Source organism: Serratia sp. TSA_7 (assembly GCF_052692135.1).
The window spans coordinates 535,668-562,348 of the sequence record NZ_JBQZFU010000001.1 but is presented as its reverse complement, the minus strand read 5'-3'; the positions used below and the strand labels follow the sequence as shown (position 1 = coordinate 562,348).

At 57.4% G+C, this 26,681-nt stretch carries 19 protein-coding genes, 2 tRNA genes, 1 other RNA gene and 1 pseudogene; 12 read left to right on the top strand and 11 right to left on the bottom strand.

What is annotated here, in order from left to right; translation table 11 throughout:
- Window positions 1–110 precede the first annotated feature (110 nt).
- The gene (locus ACUTQW_RS02740; protein WP_004943118.1) at window positions 111–341 is read left to right on the top strand and encodes a DNA polymerase III subunit theta; all 231 of its coding nucleotides are present in this window, start codon (window positions 111–113) and stop codon (window positions 339–341) included.
- Between the two features lie 30 nt (window positions 342–371).
- On the opposite strand, the gene pip is transcribed toward ACUTQW_RS02740, so the two are convergent.
- A complete protein-coding gene (gene pip, locus ACUTQW_RS02735) occupies window positions 372–1,325 on the bottom strand; it encodes a prolyl aminopeptidase (RefSeq protein WP_006324738.1) in 954 nt (317 codons plus the stop codon).
- A 168-nt stretch (window positions 1,326–1,493) separates the two neighbouring features.
- On the bottom strand, window positions 1,494–1,919 hold the full coding sequence (locus ACUTQW_RS02730) for a TraR/DksA C4-type zinc finger protein (protein ID WP_004943113.1): 426 nt from the start codon (window positions 1,917–1,919) through the stop codon (window positions 1,494–1,496).
- Window positions 1,920–2,295: 376 nt separating this feature from the next.
- Here ACUTQW_RS02730 and ACUTQW_RS02725 point away from each other — a divergent pair, with 376 nt between their 5' ends.
- Window positions 2,296–3,042 carry a carbon-nitrogen hydrolase family protein gene (locus tag ACUTQW_RS02725; protein ID WP_006324736.1) on the top strand — a complete coding sequence of 249 codons (747 nt, stop codon included), beginning with the start codon at window positions 2,296–2,298 and terminating at the stop codon, window positions 3,040–3,042.
- A 27-nt stretch (window positions 3,043–3,069) separates the two neighbouring features.
- Window positions 3,070–3,738, top strand: a complete 669-nt coding sequence (gene exoX / locus ACUTQW_RS02720; protein ID WP_006324735.1) for an exodeoxyribonuclease X — start codon at window positions 3,070–3,072, stop codon at window positions 3,736–3,738.
- Window positions 3,739–3,771: 33 nt separating this feature from the next.
- Here the strand turns inward: exoX and ACUTQW_RS02715 are convergent, their stop codons facing one another.
- From ACUTQW_RS02715 to ACUTQW_RS02690, 6 genes are all read right to left on the bottom strand, one after another.
- Window positions 3,772–5,805 (bottom strand): S9 family peptidase, encoded by a 2,034-nt coding sequence (locus tag ACUTQW_RS02715; RefSeq protein ID WP_006324734.1) that lies wholly within the window; start codon window positions 5,803–5,805, stop codon window positions 3,772–3,774.
- A gap of 68 nt (window positions 5,806–5,873) precedes the next feature.
- Complete coding sequence (locus ACUTQW_RS02710) at window positions 5,874–6,527, bottom strand: tellurite resistance TerB family protein (RefSeq protein WP_020438852.1); 654 nt, start codon at window positions 6,525–6,527, stop codon at window positions 5,874–5,876.
- Between the two features lie 168 nt (window positions 6,528–6,695).
- Entirely contained in the window at window positions 6,696–7,274 is a 579-nt protein-coding gene (locus ACUTQW_RS02705) for a TorD/DmsD family molecular chaperone (protein WP_006324732.1), read from the bottom strand.
- A 41-nt stretch (window positions 7,275–7,315) separates the two neighbouring features.
- On the bottom strand, window positions 7,316–8,053 hold the full coding sequence (locus ACUTQW_RS02700) for a phosphatase (protein ID WP_004943097.1): 738 nt from the start codon (window positions 8,051–8,053) through the stop codon (window positions 7,316–7,318).
- Window positions 8,054–8,134: 81 nt separating this feature from the next.
- Complete coding sequence (gene ghrA, locus ACUTQW_RS02695) at window positions 8,135–9,076, bottom strand: glyoxylate/hydroxypyruvate reductase GhrA (RefSeq protein ID WP_037432683.1); 942 nt, start codon at window positions 9,074–9,076, stop codon at window positions 8,135–8,137.
- A gap of 130 nt (window positions 9,077–9,206) precedes the next feature.
- Complete coding sequence (locus ACUTQW_RS02690; protein ID WP_006324731.1) at window positions 9,207–10,673, bottom strand: peptide MFS transporter; 1,467 nt, start codon at window positions 10,671–10,673, stop codon at window positions 9,207–9,209.
- Window positions 10,674–11,182: 509 nt separating this feature from the next.
- On the opposite strand from ACUTQW_RS02690, the gene ACUTQW_RS02685 reads away from it, so the two are divergent.
- The 3 genes from ACUTQW_RS02685 to ACUTQW_RS02675 all read left to right on the top strand — a co-directional run bounded on the left by ACUTQW_RS02685 (window position 11,183) and on the right by ACUTQW_RS02675 (window position 11,753).
- Window positions 11,183–11,272, top strand: a tRNA-Ser gene (locus tag ACUTQW_RS02685).
- 46 nt (window positions 11,273–11,318) lie between these two features.
- Window positions 11,319–11,439, top strand: a non-coding RNA gene (locus ACUTQW_RS02680) — RtT sRNA.
- A gap of 224 nt (window positions 11,440–11,663) precedes the next feature.
- Window positions 11,664–11,753, top strand: a tRNA-Ser gene (locus tag ACUTQW_RS02675).
- A gap of 58 nt (window positions 11,754–11,811) precedes the next feature.
- Here ACUTQW_RS02675 and ACUTQW_RS02670 read toward each other — a convergent pair.
- Window positions 11,812–12,168: a helix-turn-helix domain-containing protein gene (locus tag ACUTQW_RS02670; protein WP_006324729.1), complete on the bottom strand. Its 357-nt coding sequence runs from the start codon at window positions 12,166–12,168 to the stop codon at window positions 11,812–11,814.
- A gap of 294 nt (window positions 12,169–12,462) precedes the next feature.
- Here ACUTQW_RS02670 and ACUTQW_RS02665 point away from each other — a divergent pair, with 294 nt between their 5' ends.
- From ACUTQW_RS02665 to ACUTQW_RS02655, 3 genes and pseudogenes are all read left to right on the top strand, one after another.
- A complete protein-coding gene (locus tag ACUTQW_RS02665) occupies window positions 12,463–13,665 on the top strand; it encodes an efflux RND transporter periplasmic adaptor subunit (RefSeq protein ID WP_004943089.1) in 1,203 nt (400 codons plus the stop codon).
- A 24-nt stretch (window positions 13,666–13,689) separates the two neighbouring features.
- The gene (gene sdeB / locus ACUTQW_RS02660; protein ID WP_006324728.1) at window positions 13,690–16,833 is read left to right on the top strand and encodes a multidrug efflux RND transporter permease subunit SdeB; all 3,144 of its coding nucleotides are present in this window, start codon (window positions 13,690–13,692) and stop codon (window positions 16,831–16,833) included.
- A gap of 121 nt (window positions 16,834–16,954) precedes the next feature.
- Window positions 16,955–18,200, top strand: a pseudogene (locus ACUTQW_RS02655) (IS3 family transposase).
- A 62-nt stretch (window positions 18,201–18,262) separates the two neighbouring features.
- Here ACUTQW_RS02655 and ACUTQW_RS02650 read toward each other — a convergent pair.
- Complete coding sequence (locus tag ACUTQW_RS02650) at window positions 18,263–18,769, bottom strand: hypothetical protein (protein WP_235196092.1); 507 nt, start codon at window positions 18,767–18,769, stop codon at window positions 18,263–18,265.
- 128 nt (window positions 18,770–18,897) lie between these two features.
- On the opposite strand from ACUTQW_RS02650, the gene cui reads away from it, so the two are divergent.
- A complete protein-coding gene (gene cui, locus ACUTQW_RS02645) occupies window positions 18,898–19,410 on the top strand; it encodes a colicin immunity protein Cui (protein ID WP_020438698.1) in 513 nt (170 codons plus the stop codon).
- A gap of 78 nt (window positions 19,411–19,488) precedes the next feature.
- Here cui and ACUTQW_RS02640 read toward each other — a convergent pair whose 3' ends face one another.
- Complete coding sequence (locus ACUTQW_RS02640) at window positions 19,489–20,583, bottom strand: colicin-like pore-forming protein (RefSeq protein ID WP_006324270.1); 1,095 nt, start codon at window positions 20,581–20,583, stop codon at window positions 19,489–19,491.
- 517 nt (window positions 20,584–21,100) lie between these two features.
- Between ACUTQW_RS02640 and atzF the strand changes: the two genes are divergently transcribed.
- Together atzF and uca are read left to right on the top strand one after the other, a co-directional pair.
- Window positions 21,101–22,969 carry an allophanate hydrolase gene (atzF, locus tag ACUTQW_RS02635; protein ID WP_006324272.1) on the top strand — a complete coding sequence of 623 codons (1,869 nt, stop codon included), beginning with the start codon at window positions 21,101–21,103 and terminating at the stop codon, window positions 22,967–22,969.
- 68 nt (window positions 22,970–23,037) lie between these two features.
- Window positions 23,038–26,661 carry an urea carboxylase gene (uca, locus tag ACUTQW_RS02630; protein ID WP_064798732.1) on the top strand — a complete coding sequence of 1,208 codons (3,624 nt, stop codon included), beginning with the start codon at window positions 23,038–23,040 and terminating at the stop codon, window positions 26,659–26,661.
- The last annotated feature ends 20 nt before the right edge of the window (window positions 26,662–26,681 follow it).

The following is a 26,681-nucleotide window of genomic DNA, read 5'->3' as shown; positions in this document are numbered from 1 at the left end:
GCTGGCGTTATTCCCGCAGCCCTTCTCCCCTTGCGCTTCAGGCTTGCCAAGCGCCGCCGGGTGCATTACCTTCTGCGCTGATCCAATGCGGTGACAGTAAGGAGAATACGGTGGGTTACAATCTGGCAGAGCTTTCCAAAGAAGAGATGGACAAGGTGAACGTTGATCTCGCGGCTTCCGGCGTGGCGTTTAAAGAACGCTATAACATGCCGGTGATCCCGGAAATGGTTGAACGCGAACAGCCGGCGCACCTGCGCGACTATTTCCGCGAACGCGTGGCGTTCTATCGCGTCGAATCACACAAGTATTCGCGCCTGCCGTACGAGCCGAAATCCAGATAAAAAAAACCCGCCGTCATGGCGGGTTTTGCATCATTTTGCCGCAAACCTGTCGGTGGCCAGCATCAACTGATGCAGGATACCCGGTTCATCGAAGGAGTGCCCGGCACCCTCTACGATATGCAGCTCCGCCTCCGGCCAGACCTTCGCCAGATCCCAGGCGTTTTGCACCTGGCAAGCCATATCGTAGCGGCCGTGGATAATCACCGCCGGGATATGGCGAATCAACGGAACGTTGCGCAGCAGCTGGTCGTCGCTGTCCAGAAAACCCAAATGGGTAAAGTAGTGGTTTTCGATGCGGGCGAACGCCAGCGCAAAGTCATCCTCACCAAAGGAAGCGGACTCGGTGCTTGGCAACAGCGTTACCGTCTCCCCTTCCCACACGCTCCACAACTTCGCCGCTTCAAGCTGTACTTGCAGATCCTTTGAGGTCAGGCGCTGGCGGTAGGCCGCGATCACGTCCTTACGCTCTTCCTCTGAAAGAATCGACAGCACACGCTCCCATTTCTCCGGGAAGAAGCGCGAAGCGCCGTCCTGGTAATACCAGCTCAATTCCTGCTTACGCAACGTGAAGATGCCGCGCAACACCATTTCGCTAACGCGCTGCGGATGGGTTTGCGCATAGGCCAACGCCAGCGTCGATCCCCATGAGCCGCCAAACACCAGCCATTGCTCCACGCCGGCCATTTCGCGCAGGCGTTCAATGTCCTGCACCAGATGCCAGGTGGTGTTGTTGTCCAGGCTGGCATGCGGTTTGGAGCGCCCGCAGCCGCGCTGATCGAACAGCAGCACCTTGTAGCGCTGTGGATCGAACAGTTGGCGGTGATAGGAGGATATCCCCCCGCCCGGCCCGCCATGAATAAAGACTGCCGGCTTACCCTTAGGGTTACCGCTCAGTTCCCAGTAGATCCGGTGGCCATCCCCTGTGTCCAGCCAACCGCTGTCATACGCTGCTAACGGCGGGTACAAACCTCGTAATTGTTCCATGGCGCTTCCGTCTCTGTGGTCATACCCTCATAAAAGCCGAAGCGGCCCATCAGGTCAACGGTAAAACCTGAAAACTCCCACACTCCCCGGCAAGTTAGCGTGCGTTTGCTTAAAATGACCGCAAAATACCGGCCAGGTCAGCCTAAACGAGCATACCCAGCGCCCGGGTCAGCCTCTTTTGCGCAAGTGCGGCTCACGCATTTCCTGAGCGGTTTTCGCCTCGATGCCCAGTTCTGCCGTAGGCCGCAGCAGCAGACGCGGCAGGCCAATGGGCTCCCCGGTTTCGAGACAATAGCCGAACTCTCCGTTGTGAAGCCGCGACAACGCCGCCGCGATTTTCGGCAACAAGCGGCTTTCGCGGTCCAACTGGCGGAACAGTAATCGCAGGTCTTCTTCACGCGCGGCTTTATCCGCTTCATCACCGGAGACTTCACCGCCGTCGATATCGCGTTTCAACGCATCGATGTGCAGCAGCAATTTTTGCTGCTCCTCCAGCAGGCGTTGGCGAAAAAAAGCCTGCTGTGCCGGGTTCATATAATCAGACTCCGGCATGGCCAGGAGTTGCTGTGGGTTTAACAAGGAAACGACGGTCATTGCGCTCTCCCGCGATAATTTGTTTGTTACATTATAACATAACAAAACAATTAAGCAGCCTTTCACAAAAAACAAAATACTCACGCTTAACAAGCGATTGACTAAAACATACGTTTTCATGCTTGCAACCAACCGGTGTAAGGTGGTTAATAGCTTAGCAAACCACCCACCCATAGGTAACTGAGAGGCCAACATGAGTAAGGGAATGGATAGCAAGAAAAATGCGAAGAAGAAGCCGTTGAAAACCCCTGCAGAGAAACGCGCAGGCAAACGCGCCAAAAAAGGGCAAACGTCCGGCGAGTAAGCGAACTTCTAACCGTAATTAAACCCGCCGAGGCGGGTTTTTTGTTGTCTGAAATTACCGGAGTGAATACCGATGCCCCGCTTGACTATCGCCGCCGCTCAGTACCACGCCGTGGCCGCTGATATTGACCGCAATTTGGACCACCATCTGACATTCATCCGTCAGGCCGCAGAACAGCATGTGCAGTTGCTGATTTTTCCTGAACTTTCGCTGACCGGTTACGAGCTCAATGCTGCCAGTCGTTTAGCCCTTACGCTTGACGATCCACGTTTGCAGCCGCTAGCCGATGCGGCTAAACAACAACAGATGACGCTTGTTGTCGGCGCTCCGCTCAACGATGGCACTGGGTTGTTTATAGGCGCATTCACGTTCAGCCCCGACGGCGGCCGAAATACCTACACCAAGCAACATCTGCACGGTGCGGAAAAAGAGATATTTCGTTCCGGCAATGGCGGCCCTCTGTTGACGGTAAGCCAACGACGGATCGCCCTGGCGATTTGCGCTGACACCGCGCACCCAGAGCATGCCACCGATGCCGCAATAGCCGGTGCCGAGATCTACGCCGCCGGCGTGTTGGTTTCTCAAGCCGGTTACTCCACCGACAGCTCTAATTTGGCGAGTTATGCGCAACAACATGGCATTGTCACCTTGATGGCTAACCATGCCGGCCCTACCGGTGGCTGGATCCCTGCCGGTAGAAGCGCAATATGGGATGAAACAGGCCGGCAGGTAGCCAGCGTACCAGATAGCAGCCAGGGGTTGCTGATTGCAGAAAACCGCCCCAACGGTTGGCACGGGCGCTACTGCCGGTTAAGCTAACGCTGTGCTGTTGCCCCTGAGGAAACCATGATTTTACGCGTAATAGACACTGAAACCTGCGGGCTGGACGGCGGCGTGGTGGAAGTCGCCTCCGTCGACCTGATCGACGGCCACATTGCCAATCCAATGAGCGACTTGGTCAGCCCCGATCGGCCCATCAGCATTGATGCGATGGCTATCCATCACATCACCGAACAGATGGTCGAGGGTAAACCGCGCATCGCGGTGGCGATCGGCCGCTATCTGGGTAGCCCTTACTATGTGGCGCACAACGCAGCGTTTGATCGCGGCGTGCTGCCGGAAATGCGCGGTGCCTGGATATGCACCATGAAGCTGGCGCGCACCCTGTACCCGGACATCAAATACGGCAACCAGTATCTGCGCTATGCGTTGAATCTCGAGGTGCAACTGCCGCAAGACACCACGCTGTACCCGCACCGGGCGCTGTACGATTGCTACGTCACCGCCGCGCTGCTGCAACGTATCGTCAAGGATTCGGGTTGGACGCCGGAACAAATGGCGCAAATCACCGAACAGCCGGTGCTGCTGAAGAAATTCAAATTCGGCAAGTATCGCGGGCAGGAAATCGATCGCATTGCGCAGGAAGATCCCGGCTATCTGCGCTGGATGTTGAAGTCCATCGAGGATCTCAGCCCGGACATGAAGCATACGTTGAAATACTATCTGATCGGCTAAAAAAGCGGGCAGCAATCGCCGCCCGCCTGCAAATTACTCCGCCAGCGCCAGAATAAAGGCGTACTCCAGCGCAATGTCCTCATAGGCTTTGAAACGCCCGGACTTGCCGCCGTGGCCAGAATCCATATCGGTATACAGCAGCAGCTGACGATCGTCGGTTTTCAACTCGCGCAGCTTCGCCACCCACTTGGCCGGTTCCCAGTACTGTACCTGCGAATCGTGCAGCCCGGTGGTCACCAGCATGTGCGGATAATCTTGCGCTTTCACCTGATCGTACGGGCTGTATTGCTTGATGTAGTCGTAATACGCCGGCTCGTTCGGGTTGCCCCATTCGTCGTATTCGCCGGTGGTCAGCGGAATAGACTCATCCAGCATGGTGGTGACCACATCGACAAACGGCACCTGCGCCACTATGCCGTTAAACAGCTGCGGTGCCTGATTGATCACCGCCCCCATCAACAGGCCGCCGGCGCTGCCGCCCATGGCGAAGACCCGTTTGGCGTCGCCATAACCCTGCGCGATCAGCGTTTCGGTCACGTCGATAAAATCGTTGAAAGTATTTTGCTTCTTGAACAGCTTGCCGTCCTCATACCACAGCTGCCCCAGCTCGCCGCCACCGCGAATGTGCGCCAGGACGAAGACGAAACCGCGATCCAGCAGGCTCAAACGGCTGGCGCTGAAGGCCGGATCCATGCTGCTGCCGTAAGAGCCGTAGCCATAAACCATCAACGGATTGCTGCCCCGGATAAAGCGATCCTGGCGGTAAACCAGCGAGACCGGCACCTCGACGCCATCCCGCGCTTTCACCCATACCCGTTCGCTGCGGTAATTTTCCGGCGTGAAGTTTTTCACTTCCTGCTGCTTGAGCATCACGCGCTCGCCGCTGTCGAGATTAAGCTCATACAGCGTGGTCGGCGTGGTCATCGAAGAGTAGCCGTAGCGCAGCAGTTCGGTTTCCGGCTCAGGATTGTAGGCCAGCCAGGTGGTATAGGTCGGATCGTCAAAAGCGATGCGTTTCACTTCGCCGCTCTGCCAGTGGATCTGGCGCAGTTGGGTCAGGCCTTCGCTGCGCTCCTCCACCACCAACCAGTCACGGAACAGGCTGAAGCCTTCAAGCATCACCTCGATACGCGGAGCGATAAGCTCCTGCCACTGCGCTTCATCCGCCTGCTCGCTCTGATACAGGCCGAAGTTCTTGCCGTCCTTGTTGGAGCGGATATAGAAATGCTGATGGTAGTGATCGATGCCGTATTCATGATCCTTGCGGCGCGGCACAAACATCTGGGGCGTGCTGTCGGCGCGATCGGCGTCCAACAGCAAAATCTCCGAAGTGGTGGTGCTGCTCAGGTGGATCAGGATAAAGCGTTCGGAGGTGGTTTTTTCCAGCCCGACGTAGAAGGTGTCGTCCAGCTCTTCGTAGATCAGTTGGTCGTGCTGCGGATCTGTGCCTACCACGTGGCGATACACCTGATAGGGCAGCAGCGTTTTGGCATGTTTGCGCACGTAATAAACGGTGGCGGAGTCGTTCGCCCATTCGAAACTGCCGGAGGTGTTTTCCAGCACTTCGTCGGCCCAACTGTCGTCGTTCAGATTTTTGAAACGAATGTCATACTGCCGGCGTGACAGGAAATCCTCCGCTACCGCCAGTTTCTGGTTGTCGGGGCTGACTTCCAAACCGCCCAGAGTGTAAAACTCGCGTTTTTCGGCGCGCTGATTGCCGTCGATCAGCGTATCCCAGCGTTCACTTTCCGCCTGTGGCTGACGAACATAAATCGCGTATTCGTTGCCCGGCTCGAAACGGGTCTGATAACGGTAACCGTGCCTGACATAAGGCACCGAGTGCTCCTGCTGGGGGATACGCGCCACCATCTCTTCATACAGCGTCTCACGCAACGCCTGCTGCGGTTTCAGCATCGCATCGGTAAAGGCGTTTTCCGCCTGCAGATAGTCCAGCACTTGAGGGTCTGCCCGCTCGTCGTCGCGCAGCCAATAGTAGTCATCCACGCGCGTATCGCCGTGGATGGTGATGGGATAAGGTCGTTTTTCTGCCTTAGGGGGTGTCATCATTGCTAAATCATCCGCTTACCTTGATTAAGGCAAGAGTGACACGATTCCCCCCGGCTTGCCAAGCGGCGCTACGCCAGCTCGCGTTTTTTCTCGTTGACGTCGTTTTCAATGCCCTGCTTGACGTCCGCAGGGATCTTCAACGACTGCGTCAGCGCATCGAGATAGCCGCGTTCCATAAAGTGATCGACGTCGATCACCATGCAGCTCAGGTAATACACCTCAAGCGCCTCGTCTTCGTTTTTCACGCTCTGGGCGATCAGCTCCGGGTTTAAGGGTTGGTCGATCGCCTCCTGCACCCATTTTTGCGCTTCCTCGCCCACCTGCAGCTGTTCCAGGCTGTGGTCGATCGCGCGTTTTTCTTCCGCATCGATATGGCCGTCGCTCTTGGCGGCAAACACCAGCGCCTGCACCAACCGTTTGGCGCGCAGATCCACCGGTGTAGTTTGCAAGCCAAACTGCGGTTCGCCCTGATGGGTTTCTTTCACCCGCTGCTTGTATTTATTCCACAACACCGCGCCAACGGCCGCGCTGCCACCGATAATCAAGGCGTTTTTACCGAACTTGCCCACCAGCTTGCGCGAAGATTTGTTCGCCAGCAAAACGCCCACCAGGCCCCCCAACGCGGTCGGGGCCAGCAGTTTGCCAATGCCTTCCGCCCCACCGATGGAACCGGCCTTTTGCCCAATCATCGATTGAATCTGCTGCATCCAGTTATTTTTCATGCTCTACCCTTTGCGTGAGGAAACAAGGCGCGCAGGCACGGAAAAGCCAACCGCCGATGAACCGTCAGATTAGGGGATTTTTTGTCAACTTACGTATGGAGGATGAAAACCTGTGTTTAGCGCAGAGAAAACGATGACGGGCCAGGCAGGCCCGTCATTTTTAGTGCTTCAGCCTTCTTCGCCCGGCTGTTCTTCGTCCTGCTCATATTCCGCCAGTTCGTCACGCATCGCCTGAATCGACTCACGGGCCAGCAGCGCCAACGTACGGTAAAAACCGGTGGTGGCATGCGCCTCCACTTTACCGAGGAAACGGCCGCACCAAGGCAGCAGGTATTCGTCAAACAGGGTGATTTGCGCCTGCACTTCGTCTTCCTGCGATTGATCTTCCAGCCAGGAGGCAGCCAGCAACAGAGAACCGAAGTGATCGGCCGGCGCTTCGCCAAGCGGCATGCCGCGTTGTTGCAGGAAAGTGCGAATTTCCGCCTCCGTTGCGCCTTCCACATAAGCGGAACGGAACGGCGACACGCTGCATTCGCTGCCGACAAACATCGCGTTGAAATCGGCGGAAAGCAGGTTCACATCGCATCCCTGCTGCAAGCGCGTCAGCAGTTCGTCCTGCTCCAGCGGCCAGTGTTGCTGCAGCTTGCCCTCTTTAATCAGCGTGAACAGCGGCACCAACAACGGATCTTGCGGCTGACGGTAAAACAGCGTACCCAGCACGCGGCAAACAACGGAAAATTCATTCATGATAATGCCTTATACAATACGGAAAATTTGCCGGGACGATGTCACAAATCGGCCAATTCCGCAATCGCCGGCTTGCCGCGCCGCTCGAGAAAGTCCAGCAGGCGCCGTGGGCTGACGTTGAGGATCCGTTCCTGCGGAAATTCCACTTCAGCGATGATGCGTTCACAGTGCTCGAAGCCGCCGAGTGAGAAAGCAATATGCGAATCCGACCCCAGCGCCAACCAACCGCCTGCATCACGCACCGCGGCGGCAATTGCCCGGCAATTGTCCTCGCTGCCCTTGCGTGAATGGGTGAATGACGAGTTATTCAGCTCCAGCGCCACTTCATACTTCGCGGCCGCTGCGGCGACCGCCGCGATGTCGATAGGATACCTTGGGTTGCCGGGATGGCTGATAATGTGCACATCCCCTTGCGCCATCGCGGCGATCATCGCTTCGGTATTGGCCGCCTTGTCCTGCGGCGCAAACACCGGCTCGTGGAAGCCGGCGATAATCACGTCGACTTCGTTCAACATCGGTCCGGTGCAGTCGATATCGCCCTGCAGGTTTTTGATGTTGGCCTCGATACCGCGCAGGATCCCTACGCCATCCACCAGACGCGGCCAGACGCGCATGTTCATAAAGTGCCAGTAATGCGGCGCATCGGCCATATCCGGGCCGTGATCGGTGATGGCGAACAGTTTGATGCCCTTTTGATGGGCTTCGACGATGTAATCATGCAGCGTACTGTAGGCGTGAGTGCTGGCAACGGTGTGCATATGCAAATCAACAGGGTACATTATTTCTCCTTCTGGCGGCCTGCCAAAGGGACGGCGGCAGGCCGGGTTTCTTATTAGCTTAGCAGGTGAGTCACCGAAAGGTCAGTAACCAAGTTGCACATCCACCACCCCTGCCGGCGTTTGCCCGGTCTCTAAAGTGCGGATGTTGGCGGCTATCTGGTCCATCGCCTGTTCCGGCAAGGTGATGGCAGCAATATGCGGGGTAATGGTGACACGCGGATGACGCCAGAACGGGTGTGCCTGCGGCAGCGGCTCGTTGACGAACACATCCAGGGTGGCGGCGGCAATCTGCCCCTGCTCCAGCGCCTGCAAGAGATCGTCCTCAACCAGATGCGCGCCGCGGGCGATGTTGATCAGATAGGCTCCCGGCACCAAATGCGCGAACAGGTGGCGATTGAGGATACCGGCGGTTTCCGTCGTATTGGGCAGCAAGTTGATCAGCAATCGAGTGCCCTTGAGAAACGCAGTGCGCTGCTCTGCGCCGGCAAAACTCTCAACGCCATCGATCTGCTTCGGGCTACGGCTCCAGCAACGTACGTTAAAACCGAACTCCACCAACTTTTGCGCCACGCTTTTCCCCAGAACGCCTGCCCCGAGGATGCCAATGGTGAAATTATCCTGTTGGTGGGGATCGAGCGGCTGCCATTTTTGCTGCTGTTGCAGCAAGTGATACTCGTCGAAACGACGAAAGTAACGCAGTACGTAGCTCAACGCATATTCCTGCATCTGCTGCGCCATGCCGGTGTCCTCCAGGCGCAGCAGCGGGACACCCGCCGGCAGCGTGCCGGGATGTTGGCGCTCTTGCTCGAGAATGGCATCGACGCCCGCCCCCAGGGCGAACACCCCTTTCAGTTGCCGGCGGTTAGCCAGCATCTCCTGCGGCGGACGCCACGCCAGCGCATAATCCGCCGGGCGATCGTCGCCGGGTTGCCATTCGCGAACGTTGGCCTGCGGCAGACGCTGTTTGATGCCTGCCAACCAATCCTGGGCGTTAAATAAGGGGTGGTAATAAATGATGTTCATCGGTCAGACTCCGTCTGTTTTTTATGCATTTTCATCCAGATTTCCGCGATTCGCCGACAGATGCAAGCGCTAAAGCCAAAAACGCAAACAGCCCCGACCAGTGGGGCTGTTTTTTTATCCTGCAGAGATCTCAGGCGGCGACGGGGGCGTCGTGCCTTATCAGCCGGCGCAACAGCGGGATCAGGATCAACATCACCACGCCAACGCCCGCAGCCCCCCAGCCCAGCGCACTGAATATTTCGCTGTAGCCGGGGTTGGTCAGCGCCGGAGTGCTGCCGCTGTTTTCCGGCATCAGGCCGGAGACATAGCCCGCCAACACCGAAGCGACGCCGGTGACCATCATCCAGCAGCCCATCATGACGCCCTGATAACGCGGTGGCGCCAGCTTGCCGATCATCGCGTAGCCGATCGGGGAGATCATAAGTTCGCCAATGCTTTGCAGTATGTAGCTGATTGCGATCCATTTAAACGCCACCAGCCCGTCGCCGCCGGCCAGGCTGATGCCCAACGGCAACACCAGCATGCCCAACCCGATGCAAAACAACGAGCCGGAGAATTGCAACGGGATATCGATATTGCAGCCACGGGCTCGCAAGCGGTTAAACCACCAGGCCATCAGCGGCCCGCCCACGACGATCACCAGCGTGTTGATATTCTGGATCCACTGCGGAGCGACCTGAATACCGTAGACGTTCAGGTTGATATTGTGCTCGGAGAACAGCATCAGCCCCATAGGCGCCAACTGGTACAGCGCCCAGAATACCAATGAGCCCAGCGCCAGAATCAGATAGGCCACCATGCGACGGCGCTCTGTGCGCGGGTGGTGACGCAGTGTGACCACGCACAGCATCAGGAAAATCAGTACGCCGAGGCCAATCACAAAATGCCCGCTGAATTCCGCATGGGTCAGCATCACCCGGATAATGGGCACCAGCGCCACCAATACTGCCAGTCCGACCAGCATACGCCAGCGGTATTGCGCGCGGCTGGCGTCATGCAACGGCGTGTTGAGATCGGCCAGAATGCGCCAACGGCTGACGGCGACGATAATCGCCGCCGCATTGCCCAGCGTGGCGAACAGGAACAGCGCGCGGTAGTTTTCGCTCAACTGGAAATAGCCGGCCACGGTAAAACCGACAAAGAAGCCGAGGTTCATCCCGGCATAGTTCCACAAAAACGCCGATTCGCGCCGATCGTCATCCGGCTTGAAGCGCTGGGTGAGCATCATATTGATGCAGGTGACGTTCAGCCCGCTGCCGGTCAGGAACATCGCCAACCCCCAGTACAGACCCCAAACGCCCGCCACGGCAATCAGTGCGCAGCCGATCACCTGCAGCACCATACCCAGTACGAACAGGTTCCGGTTACTCAGAAAGCGCCCGCCCAGGTAGCCGCCGAACATATGCAGCCCATAGTTGAAGGCGCCGAACACGCCCATCATGGCGTTAGCGCTGCCCTCGCTGAAGCCCAGGCGTTTGGTGGCGTAGAGCACCAGCGTGGAGTAGAGCACGGCAAAACCCAGCGTGGCGAAGATTTGGATAAAAAACAGTGCCCCGGCGCCCGGGGGGATGGCGTGACGCTGATGCGCCGCCGGCATGGAGTCCGATGGAGTCAAAGTGAACCTCTGCTGCATGATGCCCGTCGTATTTCAAGCCGCAGCGCCGCTGGCTGCCCGTTGAAATTCGTCGAGTCCGTTATTTTAATTGATCAGTCCCTGTCTGCGTTATCGCCGGCGTACGGCCCGGCAACCTGCGCGGCGGAGTGATATTCCTTGCCAAATCCTCCGCGTCAGCAGCGATCTATTTAGCGACACATATGACTAATAATCCAGTATTAATGCATATAACAGCGCAGCCCAAGACTTCTCTGCTGGTATATTGAGCTGTTGTATACCAATACACTCAAACATTAGTCTGTGAGATAATTTAGCATCGTTACTATCCCTCGGGTACGCATCGGGCAACGGTTTATCGCTCGGGAAATCAGCAAATTGCTGCAACTTTAGCTAAACAGTCATTGTTATGTCACAAGAGGGTTGACGCTGGGATCAGATTCTCCTACATTAGCGCCCGTCGACAGCGCAATGCGTTAGCGATGCTACAAAACGGTGAGGTGTCTGAGTGGCTGAAGGAGCACGCCTGGAAAGTGTGTATACGCGTAAGTGTATCGAGGGTTCGAACCCCTCTCTCACCGCCATATTCTAAAGAGAAAGCCTGGATTCGCGTCCAGGCTTTTTTGCTTTTATAAATCCCCGCAGAGAGGGGTGAGAAGCCTCGACAGGGTTTGACAAAACGCATGCGTTTTGGACCGCCAAAGGCGGCCCGTAGGGTGAGCGCAGCGAATCAAGCCCTCTCTCACCGCCATATTCTAAAGAGAAAGCCTGGATTAACGTCCAGGCTTTTTTGTTGTCTGCAAGACAGGGAAAACGCCAGCAGGTCTAAGGGTCCACAGGGTTCGCCGCAGTTTTCGACAAACTGAGCAGCACGTGAGCGGACGCGCCGAAACGCAGAAATTCTGCTTGACCGGTTCGCCCCCACTCCCTATAGTAGCGCCCCGTTGCACCAGAGAGTACGCAACGAAAAAATACGGTGAGGTGTCTGAGTGGCTGAAGGAGCACGCCTGGAAAGTGTGTATACGCGTAAGTGTATCGAGGGTTCGAACCCCTCCCTCACCGCCATATTCTGAAGAGAAAGCCTGGATTCGCGTCCAGGCTTTTTTGCTGTCTGCAATCCGCCTCAGTGTGCGCGACTGGCGGCGATATGCGGCTGCATCACGGCGCGGCGCCAGTCGCCTGGAGTCTGGCCGAATTGGCGTTTAAAACTGCGATTGAAGGATTGCTGCGAGTCAAAGCCGAGTGATATCGCCACGCTGACGATAGGCTCGCCGCTGTTGGCCAGGCGCTCTGCGGAAACTTTCAGTTTCTGCATGCGGATATACTCCCCCAACGCGTAGCCGGTCTGGCGTTTGAACATGCGCTGCAGGTGCCATTTGGAATACCCCGCGCGGTCCGCTACGGTGTTGATATCCAGCTTCTCTTCCAGATTGTTGTCAATCCACTCAATCAAATCGGTAATAAAACCCGTGCTGTTCATGCTGACGCTCCCATGACATTGGCAGGTAAATCCGCTGCCCGATGTCACTACGTTGCAGCAGTTTCGCATTAAATGCAATTTTTATTATTGCATTTATTCGACAGGCGCTTCTATAATCCATCCGGTTAATGTAACCGATATTAATACATTAATGTGACAACAATGTGTTTCAAAAACTAACGTTGTGCCGATGAACGACGCAACCGCTCTGCCGCCGGTCACAGGCCAGGGACGTTACCCGGATAACAGGGCCGGGTGTATGGCCTGACCGCGCTCACCCATGGAATAAAAATAATGCCAAGCCAGCCAAACTCATTGTTTAACGCTCACAGCATCGGTTTCAGCGCGCGTCTTTCAGCAGTAGCGCTGCTGGTCGCCTTGCTTGCTGGTTGCGACAACAGCGTCGCTCAAAATGCAGCTCCCCCGCCACCGGCCGTCAGCGCCGCTAACGTGGTAATAAAACCCATCAGCCAGTGGGATGCCTTTAACGGCCGGATCGAAGCGGTGCAAAGCGTTCAGCTACGCCCGCGGGTTTCCGGCTATATCGATAAGGTGAATTACACCGAAGGCGATGAGGTTAAAAAAGGCCAGGTGCTGTTCACCATTGACGATCGCACCTACCGCGCCGCCCGCGAACAGGCTCAAGCCGAGCTGGTCCGGGCACGTAATCAGGCGGCGTTGGCCCGCAGTGAATCCAGCCGTACCGAAAAACTGATCGGCACCCAGGCGATCTCGACCGAGGTATGGGAACAACGCCGCTCCTCCGCCGCACAGGCACAAAGCAACGTGCTGGCGGCCCAGGCCCAGCTCGATATCGCGCAGCTGAATCTCGATTTTACCCGCGTGACCGCGCCGATCGACGGGCGTGCCAGCCGCGCCATGATCACCGCAGGTAACCTGGTCACCACCGGGGACAGCGCCAGCGTGCTCACTACGCTGGTGTCGCTAGATAAAGTTTATGTTTATTTCGACGTCGACGAAGCCACTTTCCTGCGTTACCAGAATATGGCGCGCGATGGCCAACGCAGCCAGGATCCGCAGGCGAAGTTACCGGTCAAGGTCGGCCTGGTGGGTGAAGAAGGTTATCCGCATCAGGGCGTTGTCGATTTCACCGACAACCAGCTGAATGCCGGCACCGGCACCATTCGCATGCGCGCCCAGCTCGAAAATCACGAGCGCCGTTTCACTCCAGGGCTGTTTGCGCGGGTGCAGATGCCCGGCAGCGCCGAGTTCAACGCCATGCTGATCGACGATAAATCGGTGATGACCGATCAGGACCGCAAATTCGTTTATGTCGTCGACAAGGACGGCAAGGCGCAGCGGCGCGATATCGAAGTGGGCCGGGTGGCGGATGGATTGCGCATCGTGCAGAAAGGCCTGGCGGCGGGCGATCGGGTGATCGTCGACGGCATGCAGAAAGTGTTTATGTCAGGGATGCCGGTCAATGCGAAAACCGTCGTGATGGCAGCCAACGCTCCCGTTTCCGCAGTCAACTAAGCCACCAGCAGAGAACCCTGACCCATGGATTTTTCCCGCTTTTTCATCGACCGGCCGATCTTTGCCGCGGTGCTGTCGATCCTGATTTTCGTCGGTGGCGTTATTGCGATCCCGCTATTGCCGATCAGCGAATACCCGGACGTAGTGCCCCCAAGCGTGCAAGTGCGCGCCCAGTACCCAGGCGCCAACCCGAAAGAGATTGCCGAAACGGTGGCCACGCCGCTGGAAGAGGCAATCAACGGCGTCGAACACATGATGTACATGAAATCGGTGGCCGGCTCTGACGGCGTGCTGGTAACCACCGTTACCTTCCGCCCGGGAACCGACCCCGATCAGGCGCAGGTGCAGGTGCAAAACCGCGTCGCGCAAGCAGAGGCGCGCCTGCCTGAAGACGTGCGCCGCCAAGGGGTAACCACGCAGAAGCAGTCCCCGGCCCTGACGCTGGTGGTGCATCTGGTTTCCCCTTCCGGTAAATACGATTCACTGTATCTGCGTAACTACGCCACCCTGAAGGTCAAAGATGAGTTGGCCCGCCTGCCGGGCGTCGGCCAGGTGCAGATTTTCGGCGCCGGTGAATACGCCATGCGCGTCTGGCTGGATCCGAATAAGGTCGCCTCGCGCGGGCTGACCGCTTCTGACGTGGTCACCGCCATGCAGGAGCAGAACGTGCAGGTTTCCGCCGGCCAACTGGGCGCAGAGCCAATGCCGAACCGCAGCGATTATCTGCTTTCCATTAACGCCCAGGGCCGCCTGCAAACCGAGGAAGAGTTCGGCAATATTATCCTCAAGAGCGGCGACAACGGCGAGATAGTGCGCCTGCGCGACGTGGCGCGCATTGAAATGGGGTCCGGCAGCTATGCGTTGCGCGCCCAACTCAATAATAAGGATGCCGTCGGGATCGGTATTTTCCAGGCACCGGGCGCTAACGCCATCGAGCTGTCCGATGCGGTACGGGCCAAAATGGCCGAACTGTCGACCCGCTTCCCGGATGGCATGAGCTGGAAATCGCCGTACGACCCGACGGTGTTCGTCCGCGATTCGATCCGCGCGGTGGTAGATACCCTGCTCGAAGCGGTGCTGCTGGTGGTGCTGGTGGTGATCCTGTTCCTGCAAACCTGGCGTGCCTCGATCATTCCGCTGCTGGCGGTGCCTATTTCCATCGTCGGTACCTTCGCCGCGCTGTACCTGCTGGGCTTCTCGCTCAATACGCTCAGCCTGTTCGGGCTGGTGCTGGCGATCGGTATCGTGGTCGATGACGCCATCGTGGTGGTGGAAAACGTCGAGCGTAATATCGAGGAAGGTTTATCGCCGCTGGCGGCGGCGCATCAGGCGATGCGCGAAGTGTCCGGGCCGATCATCGCCATCGCGGTGGTACTGTGCGCGGTGTTCGTGCCGATGGCATTTTTGTCCGGCGTCACCGGCCAGTTTTATAAGCAGTTCGCCGTCACCATCGCCATTTCGACCGTGATTTCGGCCATCAACTCGCTGACCCTGTCGCCGGCGCTGGCGGCATTGCTGCTGAAACCGCACGGCGCACCGAAGGACATGCCATCGCGCCTGATCGACCGGCTGTTCGGTTGGCTGTTCCGCCCGTTCAACCGCTTCTTTGCCAACAGCTCACAGCGCTATCAGCGCGGGGTTTCCCGTGCGCTCGGCAAACGCGGCGCGGTATTCGTGGTGTACGTACTGTTGTTGTGCGCCGCGGGCGTAATGTTTAAAACCGTGCCTGGCGGATTTATCCCGACGCAGGATAAGCTTTATCTGATTGGCGGGGTGAAAATGCCGGAGGGGGCGTCGCTGGAACGCACCGATGCGGTGATCCGTAAAATGAGCGCCATCGGCCTGAGCGTCGACGGGGTGACGGACGCGGTAGCCTTCCCGGGCCTGAATGCATTGCAATTTACCAATACGCCCAATACCGGCACCGTGTTCTTCGCGCTTGAATCTTTAAGCACCCGCACTCGCAGCGCGGCGCAGATCAACGCCGAGATCAATGCGCGCATCTCGCAGATTCAGGAAGGGTTCGCCTTCTCGATCATGCCGCCGCCAATCCTCGGCATCGGACAGGGTTCCGGTTATTCGCTGTATGTCCAGGATCGCGCCGGTCTCGGATATGGCGCGCTGCAAACCGCGATCAATACCCTGTCGGGCAGTATCATGCAAACGCCGGGCATGAGTTTCCCGATCTCGTCTTATCAGGCCAACGTGCCGCAGCTGGAAGCGAAAATCGACCGCGATAAGGCCAAGGCGCAGGGCGTGCCGCTCAACGCGCTGTTCGGCACGCTGCAGACTTATTTGGGTTCGTCTTACATCAATGACTTCAACCGCTATGGCCGCACCTGGCAAGTCATCGCGCAGGCCGACGGTCAATTCCGCGACAGCGTGGAGGATATCGCCAACCTGCGCACCCGCAACGACAAGGGTGAAATGGTGCCGATTGGCAGCATGGTCAACATCAGTACCACCTACGGGCCAGACCCGGTGATCCGTTATAACGGCTTCCCGGCGGCGGACCTGATTGGCGATGCCGATCCGCGCATCCTGTCGTCTACGCAGGCCATGAGCGAACTGACGGCGATGGCCGCCAAGCTGTTGCCGAACGGCATGAACATCCAGTGGACCGATCTGAGCTACCAGCAGTCGACCCAGGGCAATGCGGCGATTATCGTGTTCCCGGTAGCCGTGCTGCTGGCGTTCCTGGCGCTGGCCGCGCTGTACGAAAGCTGGACGCTGCCGCTGGCGGTGATCCTCATCGTACCTATGACCATGTTGTCGGCGCTGTTTGGCGTCTGGCTGACCGGCGGTGACAATAACGTGTTCGTGCAGGTGGGGCTGGTGGTGTTGATGGGGCTGGCCTGTAAGAACGCCATTTTGATCGTCGAGTTCGCCCGCGAGCTTGAGTTGCAGGGCAAAAGCATTATGGAAGCGGCGCTGGAAGCCTGCCGCCTGCGGTTACGACCGATCGTAATGACCTCCATCGCCTTTATTGCCGGTACTATCCCGTTGATTCTGGGCCACGGCGCCGGCGCCGAAGTGCGCGGAGTGACCGGTATCACGGTGTTTGCCGGCATGCTGGGCGTGACGTTGTTCGGGTTATTCCTGACGCCGGTGTTCTACGTTACCCTGCGCCGTATGGTGACGCGTAAAACACAGCAGCAACCGGCATAAAATTTCGCCGGCCAGCCGCGGCAGGCATAAAAAAAGGTCGGGCTCAGCCCGACCTTTTTCTTTGCATTGACCCGTCCTGAATAGCGTTGACACATTTTACTCACGCACAGAGGAAAATGTGATGAACCAGTATATTAAACGCACACAACGCGATTACTCTCTATCCTTTAAACTGGCCGTCGTCGAACAGGTCGAAAAAGGTGAGATGACATACCGCCAGGCGCAAGATCGCTACGGTATCCAGGGCAGCCAGACTGTCATGAACTGGCTGCGCAAATACGGTCAGCTTGACTGGCGAACTTCTCCTTCCACCAGAACGTGCGGAGATAACATGCCCAAACTCCCCCTGACGCCCGAACAGCGTATTAAAGAACTTGAGCAGCAACTGGCTGAATCTGAAGTCAAAGCCCAGTTCTTCGAAGCTGTCGTCAAAGTGATGAACACCGACTTTGGCGCCACGCTGACAAAAAAGCAGCTAACCGCCTTATCGCGCAAACACAAGTACCGGGACTCACAGTAACGCGGGCCTGCCGATGGATGGGCATCAGCCGACAAGCGTGGTATCAGTCCCTGCAGCGTGAAGCAGACAAAGAGGGGCAGGCCCGGCATCTCGTCGAACAGGTGACAGCCATCCGCTTGCACCAGCCCCGACTGGGGACACGTAAGCTGCATCACCTGTTGCGGCAACGCCCCGAACCGGCGTTGCATGTGGGGCGCGACCGGCTGTTCAGTATCCTGCGTTGCGCGCGGTTACTGGTGATGCCTAAACGGGCATATCACAAGACGACGCACAGTCATCATCGTTTTTATCGTCATCCCAACCTGCTGAAGGCGGGGGACAATCAGGTCATAGCCAGCCGTCCGGAACACGTCTGGGTGGCGGATATCACCTACCTGCCGCTGAGAACAGGAACGGCGTATGTCAGCCTGGTAACGGATGCCTGGTCGAGAAAAATCGTGGGGTATCACGTACATGACAGTCTGCATACCCGGCATGTCGCCTGCGCGTTCAAAATGGCACTGGCCGGCAGACGCACGGCGTTGCCGTTGGTGCACCACTCGGACAGGGGTATCCAGTACTGCTCACAGGAATATCAGGCGTTACATCAGAGATATGGCGTCACCTGCTCGATGACGGACGGGTATGACTGTTATCAGAACGCGCTGGCGGAACGGATAAACGGGATACTTAAAACGGAATACCTACTCGGCAGGCCAGAAGATATCACGCAGGCAAGAAAGATGGTCAGGGAGTCGGTGAACCTCTATAACACGCGGCGGCCGCACCTGTCGCTGAAATACAAAACGCCCGATGAAGTTCATCGGGCGTTATAAGGCTGAAAAGTGTCAACCTATATCAGGACTAGTCATGTCCCCGCAGCATACTGTTGTATGGGCCGCCAGCCATCCGCATCAGATGGTGGTCGTGTCAGTACACCCGTTTTAGTTCCACACACATTTTGAGATTTCCGGGGGCAGCCATCAGCCGATAACGGTATTTTCTCAGGTCGACGAGTCGGTTCTGCAGTTTTTGACGAGAATCGGCACCGCGTCGTGAAAACGAAGCATAGTTCTTGAAACACTGACTGAATGATACGGGTAATAAGTAATCCTGGTGATTACCCATGTTTCGCCCTGGTGGCGCGCTAAATTTATCCTTCAGAATGAAATGCCAGGCGCTGAAATCGGTGGCGGCAATGATCTGATCATGCGACCAGGTAGGGGGGCCAGGATTTCGGATGCCCTTCAGACGTTGTTCCTGTTGCCAGTCCGAGTTCAGCTTGTCGATGTCCTGTGTTATTTTGTTGTAGAAATTTGTGCCTTGTTTACGGTTCCAGCAGTGTAAGGCCGGATTGTCCCACCACTTCTGCCCAAACCGGCGCGTGCCTTCCTGATCTATACTGTTGCATAACGTGATAAAAGCCCAATCAGGCAACAGGATGAAGTGGAGTGAAGCACAGATAATGTGATGTGCGATAAACGATAATAGCCCTCACACCATGACTGGACACTGATTCACAGATAGCCAATAATGAATTCATAGGAAACAATCAGGGACTTATCATGAGTAACGACTTGTATGCATGGAAGAAATTCATCAAGATTGGCTTAATCGGCATACTACCATTAATACTAATATTTGTTTTTTTCAAGGCTGTGCCAGAGAGTCCAGCTTTGTATTATTTCCTGGAACTGACTAAAAACATCAGTACCAATATCTCATCAACCAATCTGGCACTTACAAAACCATTGGGTATGTATTGCAAACTGGCACCCTTGTTCTCGATCTATTTTGCAGTAAAGTACTTAAAATATGTCAAATCAAACCCTAAAACCGAAGACAAGGCATCATTGATATTTTATTTATTTGGGTTTTTGGCGGTTTATGCAGTGATTTTTTATATATTTGTGATAAGTGCATTCGACATAAATAACGGAAATAGGTTGTTGAAGGCGACTGCCTCCAATGATTTTTATATCTTGTTCTATTATTTTGTAGTGTTCTCTGGATTGTACGCATTGACCTTTTTACTCGCCATGTTGGTTAAACTTATCTATTTATGGCTTATTAAATAAAAATAAAATAAATAGAGCCTCAGACAGAGGTTCTTAAAATCTCTCTCATCCTAATACGACCAGGATAAAATGATGGGGTTAATTGGTTGGGCGAACAACCTCGTTATTAAACCGTTCGGCAAGAGCCGCATCAATATAAGAGGTCGCATAGGCAATCAAGGCGGCAGCAGCAATCGTTATTGTTGCGGTGAAGAGCGCAGACAATGCAAGCAGAGACAAAATCCCAGTGACCAACCCTAATGCCACAGCGCCTACGATACCGCTAAGTACCATCGCCTCAATCTCATATGCCAAGGGTGCCCAGTTACCTGTATTATATCCCTCAATAGCCTTATCACGGATCTTGTCAGCCTTGATGGCGAGGTCTGCTGCCTTGAAGAATTTTCCAAAGTGACCAAACCGACTTGCCAAATCACTAGCCTTAACGCTTTTCATCGCGCTAATAAGTGCTTGTTTGTCACCTTGCTTTACCTTCATCGAGGGGTTTGACATGATATTATTCAATGAGGCTAAGGCATCGTTATAATTTCTTATCGTCTTCCCCTGGAAATTACGAAGGTTATTCGCAATTTCTCCAGCATATCGCTTATACTGGCCACTGATATGATTACTGATTTTCTCACCCGCATCAGCGATAATACCGCTGGCTTCCATGAGCACATTTTTCTCATCATTCAGATAATTCCTTACCTGCTCCCGAGCCACACTTTTTCGGTATTCTTCACCTTTTGCCCATGATGTGCGGGTATCACTCTCATTCGTCTTTGGTCTTGAGACTTGAAACGCTCCTTTTTCATTACCGTTTCGGTCAATACTCACTGAATAAACAAAATTTTCTGTGCGAGAATAGTACAGATGTTTATCCCTGTTATCACCCGTGAGTTGTCCGCCATCGACAACGTTAGGGTGTCCAGGTATGGACCTAAGAGCATTCCTGCCAGAGGCACCACTCTTCGACCCGCCATTGTTGCCCTTGCCTGAGTCACCACCGCCCCATTGAATGCCGCTGCCAGAATCAATAGCATGAACCCCCTCAAAGGTCATCGTCACACCGTTGATCGTGTCTGTTAGCGTACCACCGTGGCCGACATTAGGCCCGCCACCAAGACCAGTTGGTCCCCCATTCACGCCACCGGTTGGGCCACGAGCGTCTTTCCCATCTCCACCACTCATATTCTCTCTCCTTGATAAGAAATACTATATTTAACTGTGTTTATATACAGTATTTTCACTCTGTCGAGCAAACATGTTGGTGTCAATAGATGATAATTATTCTCATTTTGTGTTGTGTATGGCACAACATCAATTCACTGGGTATTGTGCATTTACGAGGACGTGAATTATTTTTTCGTGTAATGCACTATTTTATAGGTATCGTGATCTCAACCAAAGAACAGGAATTGATAGTGATTGGCGCAGCATAGGCGCGCCGCTGGCGTAGAGCTCCCAGCGCCAGCGGTAAATTTGAGCGAGCATGATGTGACAATATTATTCTGCGTTTCCAAGCGGCGATCGCTGCTTTCTCCCATTTTTTGCACCTTTTTTGTCCGACGATTGCGCGCCACTGGTGCAGGTTTTTTACTCTCCCGTCATAAGTTTTAATTATAATTTATTGAAATCAGTGGATTAAAAATTGGCACGCCGGTTGCTCTATTGAATCCCATCTTGTGTACTAGATGGAATTCAGACGATGACCCAGCCAGTTAAACAACGCGGTTTCACCCTCAGTGAATGGCAGCACCATTATCACACCAGGCCGGCCGGCGAGCGCATGGCCTGCGTGCGCGCCACGCTGGAGGCGCTGACGTCGGGCCTGAGCCTGGACGACAACGCCTGGCTTTACCTTGCCACCGCCGCGCAGCTGGAAGCGCAGTGCCGACAGCTGGCACAGCAACTGGACGCGGTCGCCGGGGATATCAGCCGCCTGCCGCTGTTCGGCGTGCCCTTTGCTGTTAAAGACAATATCGACGTCGGCGGTTGGCCGACCAGCGCCGCCTGCCCGGAATTCACCTACCAGGCCGCAGAGGATGCCAGGGTCGTCGCCAATCTGCGCATCGCCGGCGCCATCGTTATCGGTAAAACCAACCTCGATCAGTTCGCCACCGGCCTGGTCGGCACCCGTTCACCGCACGGTGCGGTGGTCAACAGCTTTGACAGCCGCTACGTCAGCGGCGGCTCCAGTTCCGGTTCGGCCTCGGTGGTGGCGCGCGGCCTGACGCCGTTCTCGCTGGGGACCGATACCGCAGGTTCAGGGCGCGTTCCCGCGGGGTTCAACAATATCGTCGGTCTCAAACCGACCAAAGGCTGGTTGTCGAACCGTGGCGTGGTGCCCGCGTGCCGCCTGAACGACAGCGTCTCGGTATTTGCCCTGACGGTGGCGGATGCCGCTCTGGTGGCCGAGATGGCCGGCGGTTATGACGCGGCCGATGCCTATTCGTGCATCAACCCGCGCACCGCTCCGGCGGATTTGCCCGCCGCGCCGCGGTTTGCGGTCCCCGCGCAGCCCGAGTTTTTCGGCGACACACAGGCCGAGCAGGCGTTTCAACGAGCGCTGGCGCAGTTGCAAGGCTGCGGTGTCGCGCTTGAACCCATAGATTTCACCCCCTTTCACCAACTGGCCGAGCAGCTCTATTACGGCCCCTGGGTCGCGGAGCGTACCGTGGCGGTCGAGGCGATGCTGAACAGCAATCCTCAGGCCATCAACCCGGTGGTGCGCGGCATCCTCAATAACGGCCTTAAGTACAGCGCTTGCGACGCCTACAAGGCGGAATACCTGCGTGCCGAGCTGGCGCGGGAAATTGGCCAACAACTGGCGCAGTACGACGCGCTGGTGGTGCCGACTTCACCGACGCTGCGCACCTTGGCGGAAATGGAGCAGGAGCCGGTGTTGTTCAATTCGCAATTCGGTACCTACACCAACTTTACCAACCTGGCCGATCTGAGTGCGCTGGCCTTGCCTGCGCCGATGCGCGACGACGGCCTGCCTGCCGGCATCACGCTGATCGCGCCGGCCTGGCACGATCGTGCATTGGCGGCCTTCGGCCTGCGCTGGCAACAGGCTCAGAACCTGCCGCTCGGCGCCACCGGCCGCGCGCTGCCGCCGCCGGCGCCGCTGACGCCATCGGTGGAACATGTGCGGGTGGCGGTGGTGGGCGCTCACCTCAGCGGTATGCCGCTGAATGCCCAGCTTACCCAGCGCGACGCGGTATGGGTGGAGCAAACCGCTACCGCGCCGTGCTACCGGCTCTACGCCCTGGCCAATACTCAGCCGCCCAAACCGGGGCTGGTCAAAACCGGGCAGGGGGCCGCCATCAGCGTTGAGCTGTGGGACATCCCGCTGGCGCGTTTCGGCGAATTTGTGGCGGAGATCCCGGCGCCGCTAGGCATCGGCACGCTGCTGCTGGCGGATGGCCGCCGGGTAAAAGGTTTTATCTGCGAACCCTGGGGGCTGGAAGGCGCATTGGACATCACTGAGTTTGGCGGCTGGCGCAACTATACCCGTCATCTTTCCGACCCTGGCGTTGTTGGCTGCACAGACTCACCCCAGTCACTTACCTGAGTGATGTGCCTGCTTGCCGCCTGGCCACAGCCTGAAAGCTATTGGGTATCGTTCTATGAGGATTGCATATGTTTACCACTGTATTAATCGCTAACCGCGGCGAAATTGCCTGCCGCGCGATCCGTACCCTGAAACGCCTGGGCGTGACCAGCGTGGCGGTCTATTCCGATGCCGACCGCAATGCGCCACATGTCACCGAGGCCGATCTGGCGGTGGCGCTCGGCGGCGAAAAGGCCGCCGACAGCTACCTGTGCATTGATAAAATCCTCGCCGCCGCAGTGGAAACCGGCGCGCAGGCGATCTATCCCGGCTACGGTTTTCTCTCCGAGAGCGCCGAATTCGCCGATGCTTGCGAAGCGGCGGGCATCGCCTTTATCGGGCCGACGGCGGCGCAGATCCGTGAGTTCGGCCTGAAGCACCGGGCACGCGAACTGGCGGCGGTAGCGCAGGTGCCGATGACGCCGGGCACCGGCCTGCTGGACAGCATTGAGGAAGCGGTCACTGCCGCCGCGCGGATTGGCTACCCGGTCATGTTGAAAAGCACCGCCGGCGGTGGCGGCATTGGTCTGACGCGCTGTGACGACGAAACGGCGCTGCGCGAAGCTTACGACAGCGTAAAGCGGCTGGGTGAGCAGTTCTTCCGCGACTCCGGGGCTTTTATCGAGCGTTTTGTCGATCAGGCGCGTCATGTGGAAGTACAAATCTTTGGCGATGGTCAGGGCCGGGTGGTGGCGCTTGGCGAACGCGATTGCTCGTTGCAGCGCCGTAACCAGAAGGTGGTGGAAGAAACCCCGGCGCCGAACCTGCCGGCGGCGACCCGTCAGGCGCTGCATCAGGCGGCGGTAGCGCTGGGTGAATCGGTGAATTACCGCAGCGCCGGCACCGTGGAGTTTATCTACGACGGCGCGCGCGACGAGTTCTATTTCCTCGAGGTAAACACTCGCTTGCAGGTGGAACATCCGGTGACCGAAATGGTGACCGGGCTGGATCTGATCGAGTGCATGTTGCAGGTGGCGGCGGGTGATGCGTTGGACTGGGCGGCGCTGCAACGCGCACCGCAGGGGGCCTCGATCGAGGTGCGCATCTATGCCGAAGATCCGCTGAAGAACTTCCAACCCAGCCCCGGCGTGCTGACCGAGGTGCATTTCCCGGATAACGTGCGCGTCGACGGCTGGGTGGCGACCGGCAGTGAAGTGTCGGCATTTTACGACCCGATGATCGCCAAACTGATCGTCCACGGCGAAGATCGCCAACAGGCGCTGGAGAAAATGCGCGCGGTGCTCGGCGCTACCCGTTTGCACGGCATCGCCACCAACCTCGATTACCTGCGTCAGGTGATCGCCACGGCGCAATTTCAGAGCGGCGAAGTCTGGACCCGCATGCTGGACAGCTTCCGTTTCCAGCCCAGCAGCATTGAAGTGCTGCAACCGGGCACCTACAGCAGCGTGCAGGATTATCCGGGCCGTCTTGGCTATTGGGATATCGGCGTGCCGCCTTCCGGGCCGATGGACGATTTCGCTTTCCGGCTGGCCAACCGCATTGTCGGCAATCACCCGAGCGCCGCCGGGCTGGAGTTTACTTTGCAGGGGCCGACCTTGCGCTTCCACTGCGACGCGACCATCGCCCTGACCGGCGCCGACTGCCCGGCGAACCTGGATGGCGAAGCGGTAGCCTATTGGCAGCCGGTGGCGGTTCGCGCCGGGCAGGTTCTGAGCTTGGGCCGCGCTACGCACGGTTGCCGCACCTATCTGGCGGTGCGTAATGGGTTCGACGTGCCGGTGTACCTGGGTAGCCGCTCGACTTTCGCCCTCGGACAGTTTGGCGGCCACGCCGGGCGCACCCTGCGGGTTGCCGATATGCTGGCGGTATCCCAGCCTGCGCTGGCTACCAGCACCACCCCGGCGCCCATCGCGGCGCCGCAGGCGATGGACGACAGCCTGATCCCGCAATACGGCAGCCTGTGGAACATCGGCGTGCTTTATGGCCCGCACGGCGCGCCGGACTTCTTTACCCCGGAGTCGATCGACACCTTCTTTGCCGCCGAATGGCAGGTGCACTACAACTCCAATCGGCTGGGCGTGCGCCTGTCGGGGCCGAAACCCGGCTGGGCGCGGCAGGACGGCGGTGAAGCCGGGCTGCATCCTTCTAACGTACATGACTGCGAGTACGCCATCGGCTCGATTAATTTCACCGGCGATTTCCCGGTGATCCTCACCCGTGACGGGCCGAGCCTCGGTGGTTTTGTCTGCCCGGTGACCATCGCCAAAGCCGAATTGTGGAAGGTGGGCCAGGTGAAGCCTGGCGACCGCATTCGCTTCCATCCTATCGGTTTCAAACAGGCGCAATCGCTGGAGCAGGCGCAGCTTGGCAGTATCGAAGCGCTGGCGGCGGTGAAGGCGATAACCCTGCCGACGCCGGATCTGACGCCGGGCGCCACGGCTTCTGCGGCTATCGTCGCCGCGTTGCCGGCCGGAGACGGCCGCCTCTCGGTGGTCTATCGCCAGGCCGGGGACGGCTACATTTTGATGGAGTACGGCGACAACCTGCTCGATCTGGCGTTGCGTCTGCGTATTCATCTGCTGATGCAATCGCTCAAACAGGACGCGATCCCCGGCGTTGAGGAACTGGCTCCGGGCGTGCGTTCGCTGCAGATCCGTTACGACAGCCGCACTATCGGCCAGGCCGATTTGCTCCAGCGCCTGCTGGCGCGTGAACAGGCACTGGGCGACGTCAGCTGCCTGAAAGTGCCGACGCGCACGGTTTACCTGCCGATGGCGTTTGAAGACTCCGCCACCCTGGGCGCGGTGGAACGCTATAGCCAAACGGTACGCAGCTCTGCGCCCTGGCTGCCGAACAACGTCGATTTTATCCAGCGCATCAATGGCCTCAGCCACCGCGAACAGGTGCGCGACATTATCTTCGACGCCAGCTATTTGATCCTCGGGTTGGGCGATGTCTATCTCGGCGCGCCGTGCGCGGTGCCGATTGATCCGCGTCATCGGCTGCTCAGCTCCAAATACAACCCGGCGCGCACCCACACCGCCGAAGGCACGGTCGGTATCGGCGGCATGTACATGTGCATTTATGGCATGGACTCGCCGGGCGGCTATCAGCTGGTCGGGCGTACGCTGCCGATCTGGAACAAATTCCTTAAAAACCCGCAGTTCAACGCCGGAGAGCCTTGGTTGCTGCACTTCTTCGATCAGGTGCGTTTTTACCCGGTCAGCGAGCAGGAACTGGATGAGCAGCGCGAGGCGTTCCGTGAAGGGCGCGCGCAGGTCCGCATCGAAAACAGCGAATTCGACTTTGCCGAGTACACCCGTTTCCTGGCGGACAACGCCGAAGACATTGCCGCATTCCAGCAGCGCCAGCAGCAGGCATTCAGCCATGAAGTGACGCTCTGGCAGGCGCAAGAGAGCGAGGCCGAGGCGCAATTGCTGCCGCCGCAGAATGATGAGGAAGAGGTCGACGGTTATCTGGTCAGCGCCGATCTGAACGGCAACGTGTGGAAGATCCTGGTGGAACCGGGGCAGGCGGTGGAAGCCGGCCAACCGCTGATTGTGGTCGAGGCGATGAAAATGGAACTGGCGGTCACCGCGCCGCGCGCCGGGATCATCAAACGCATCGGTTGCCAGCAAGGGCGGCCGGTGGGGCCAGGCGACGCTTTGCTGTGGCTGGAACACGCCAGTTGAGCATCGTGGGTTCAGCCTGT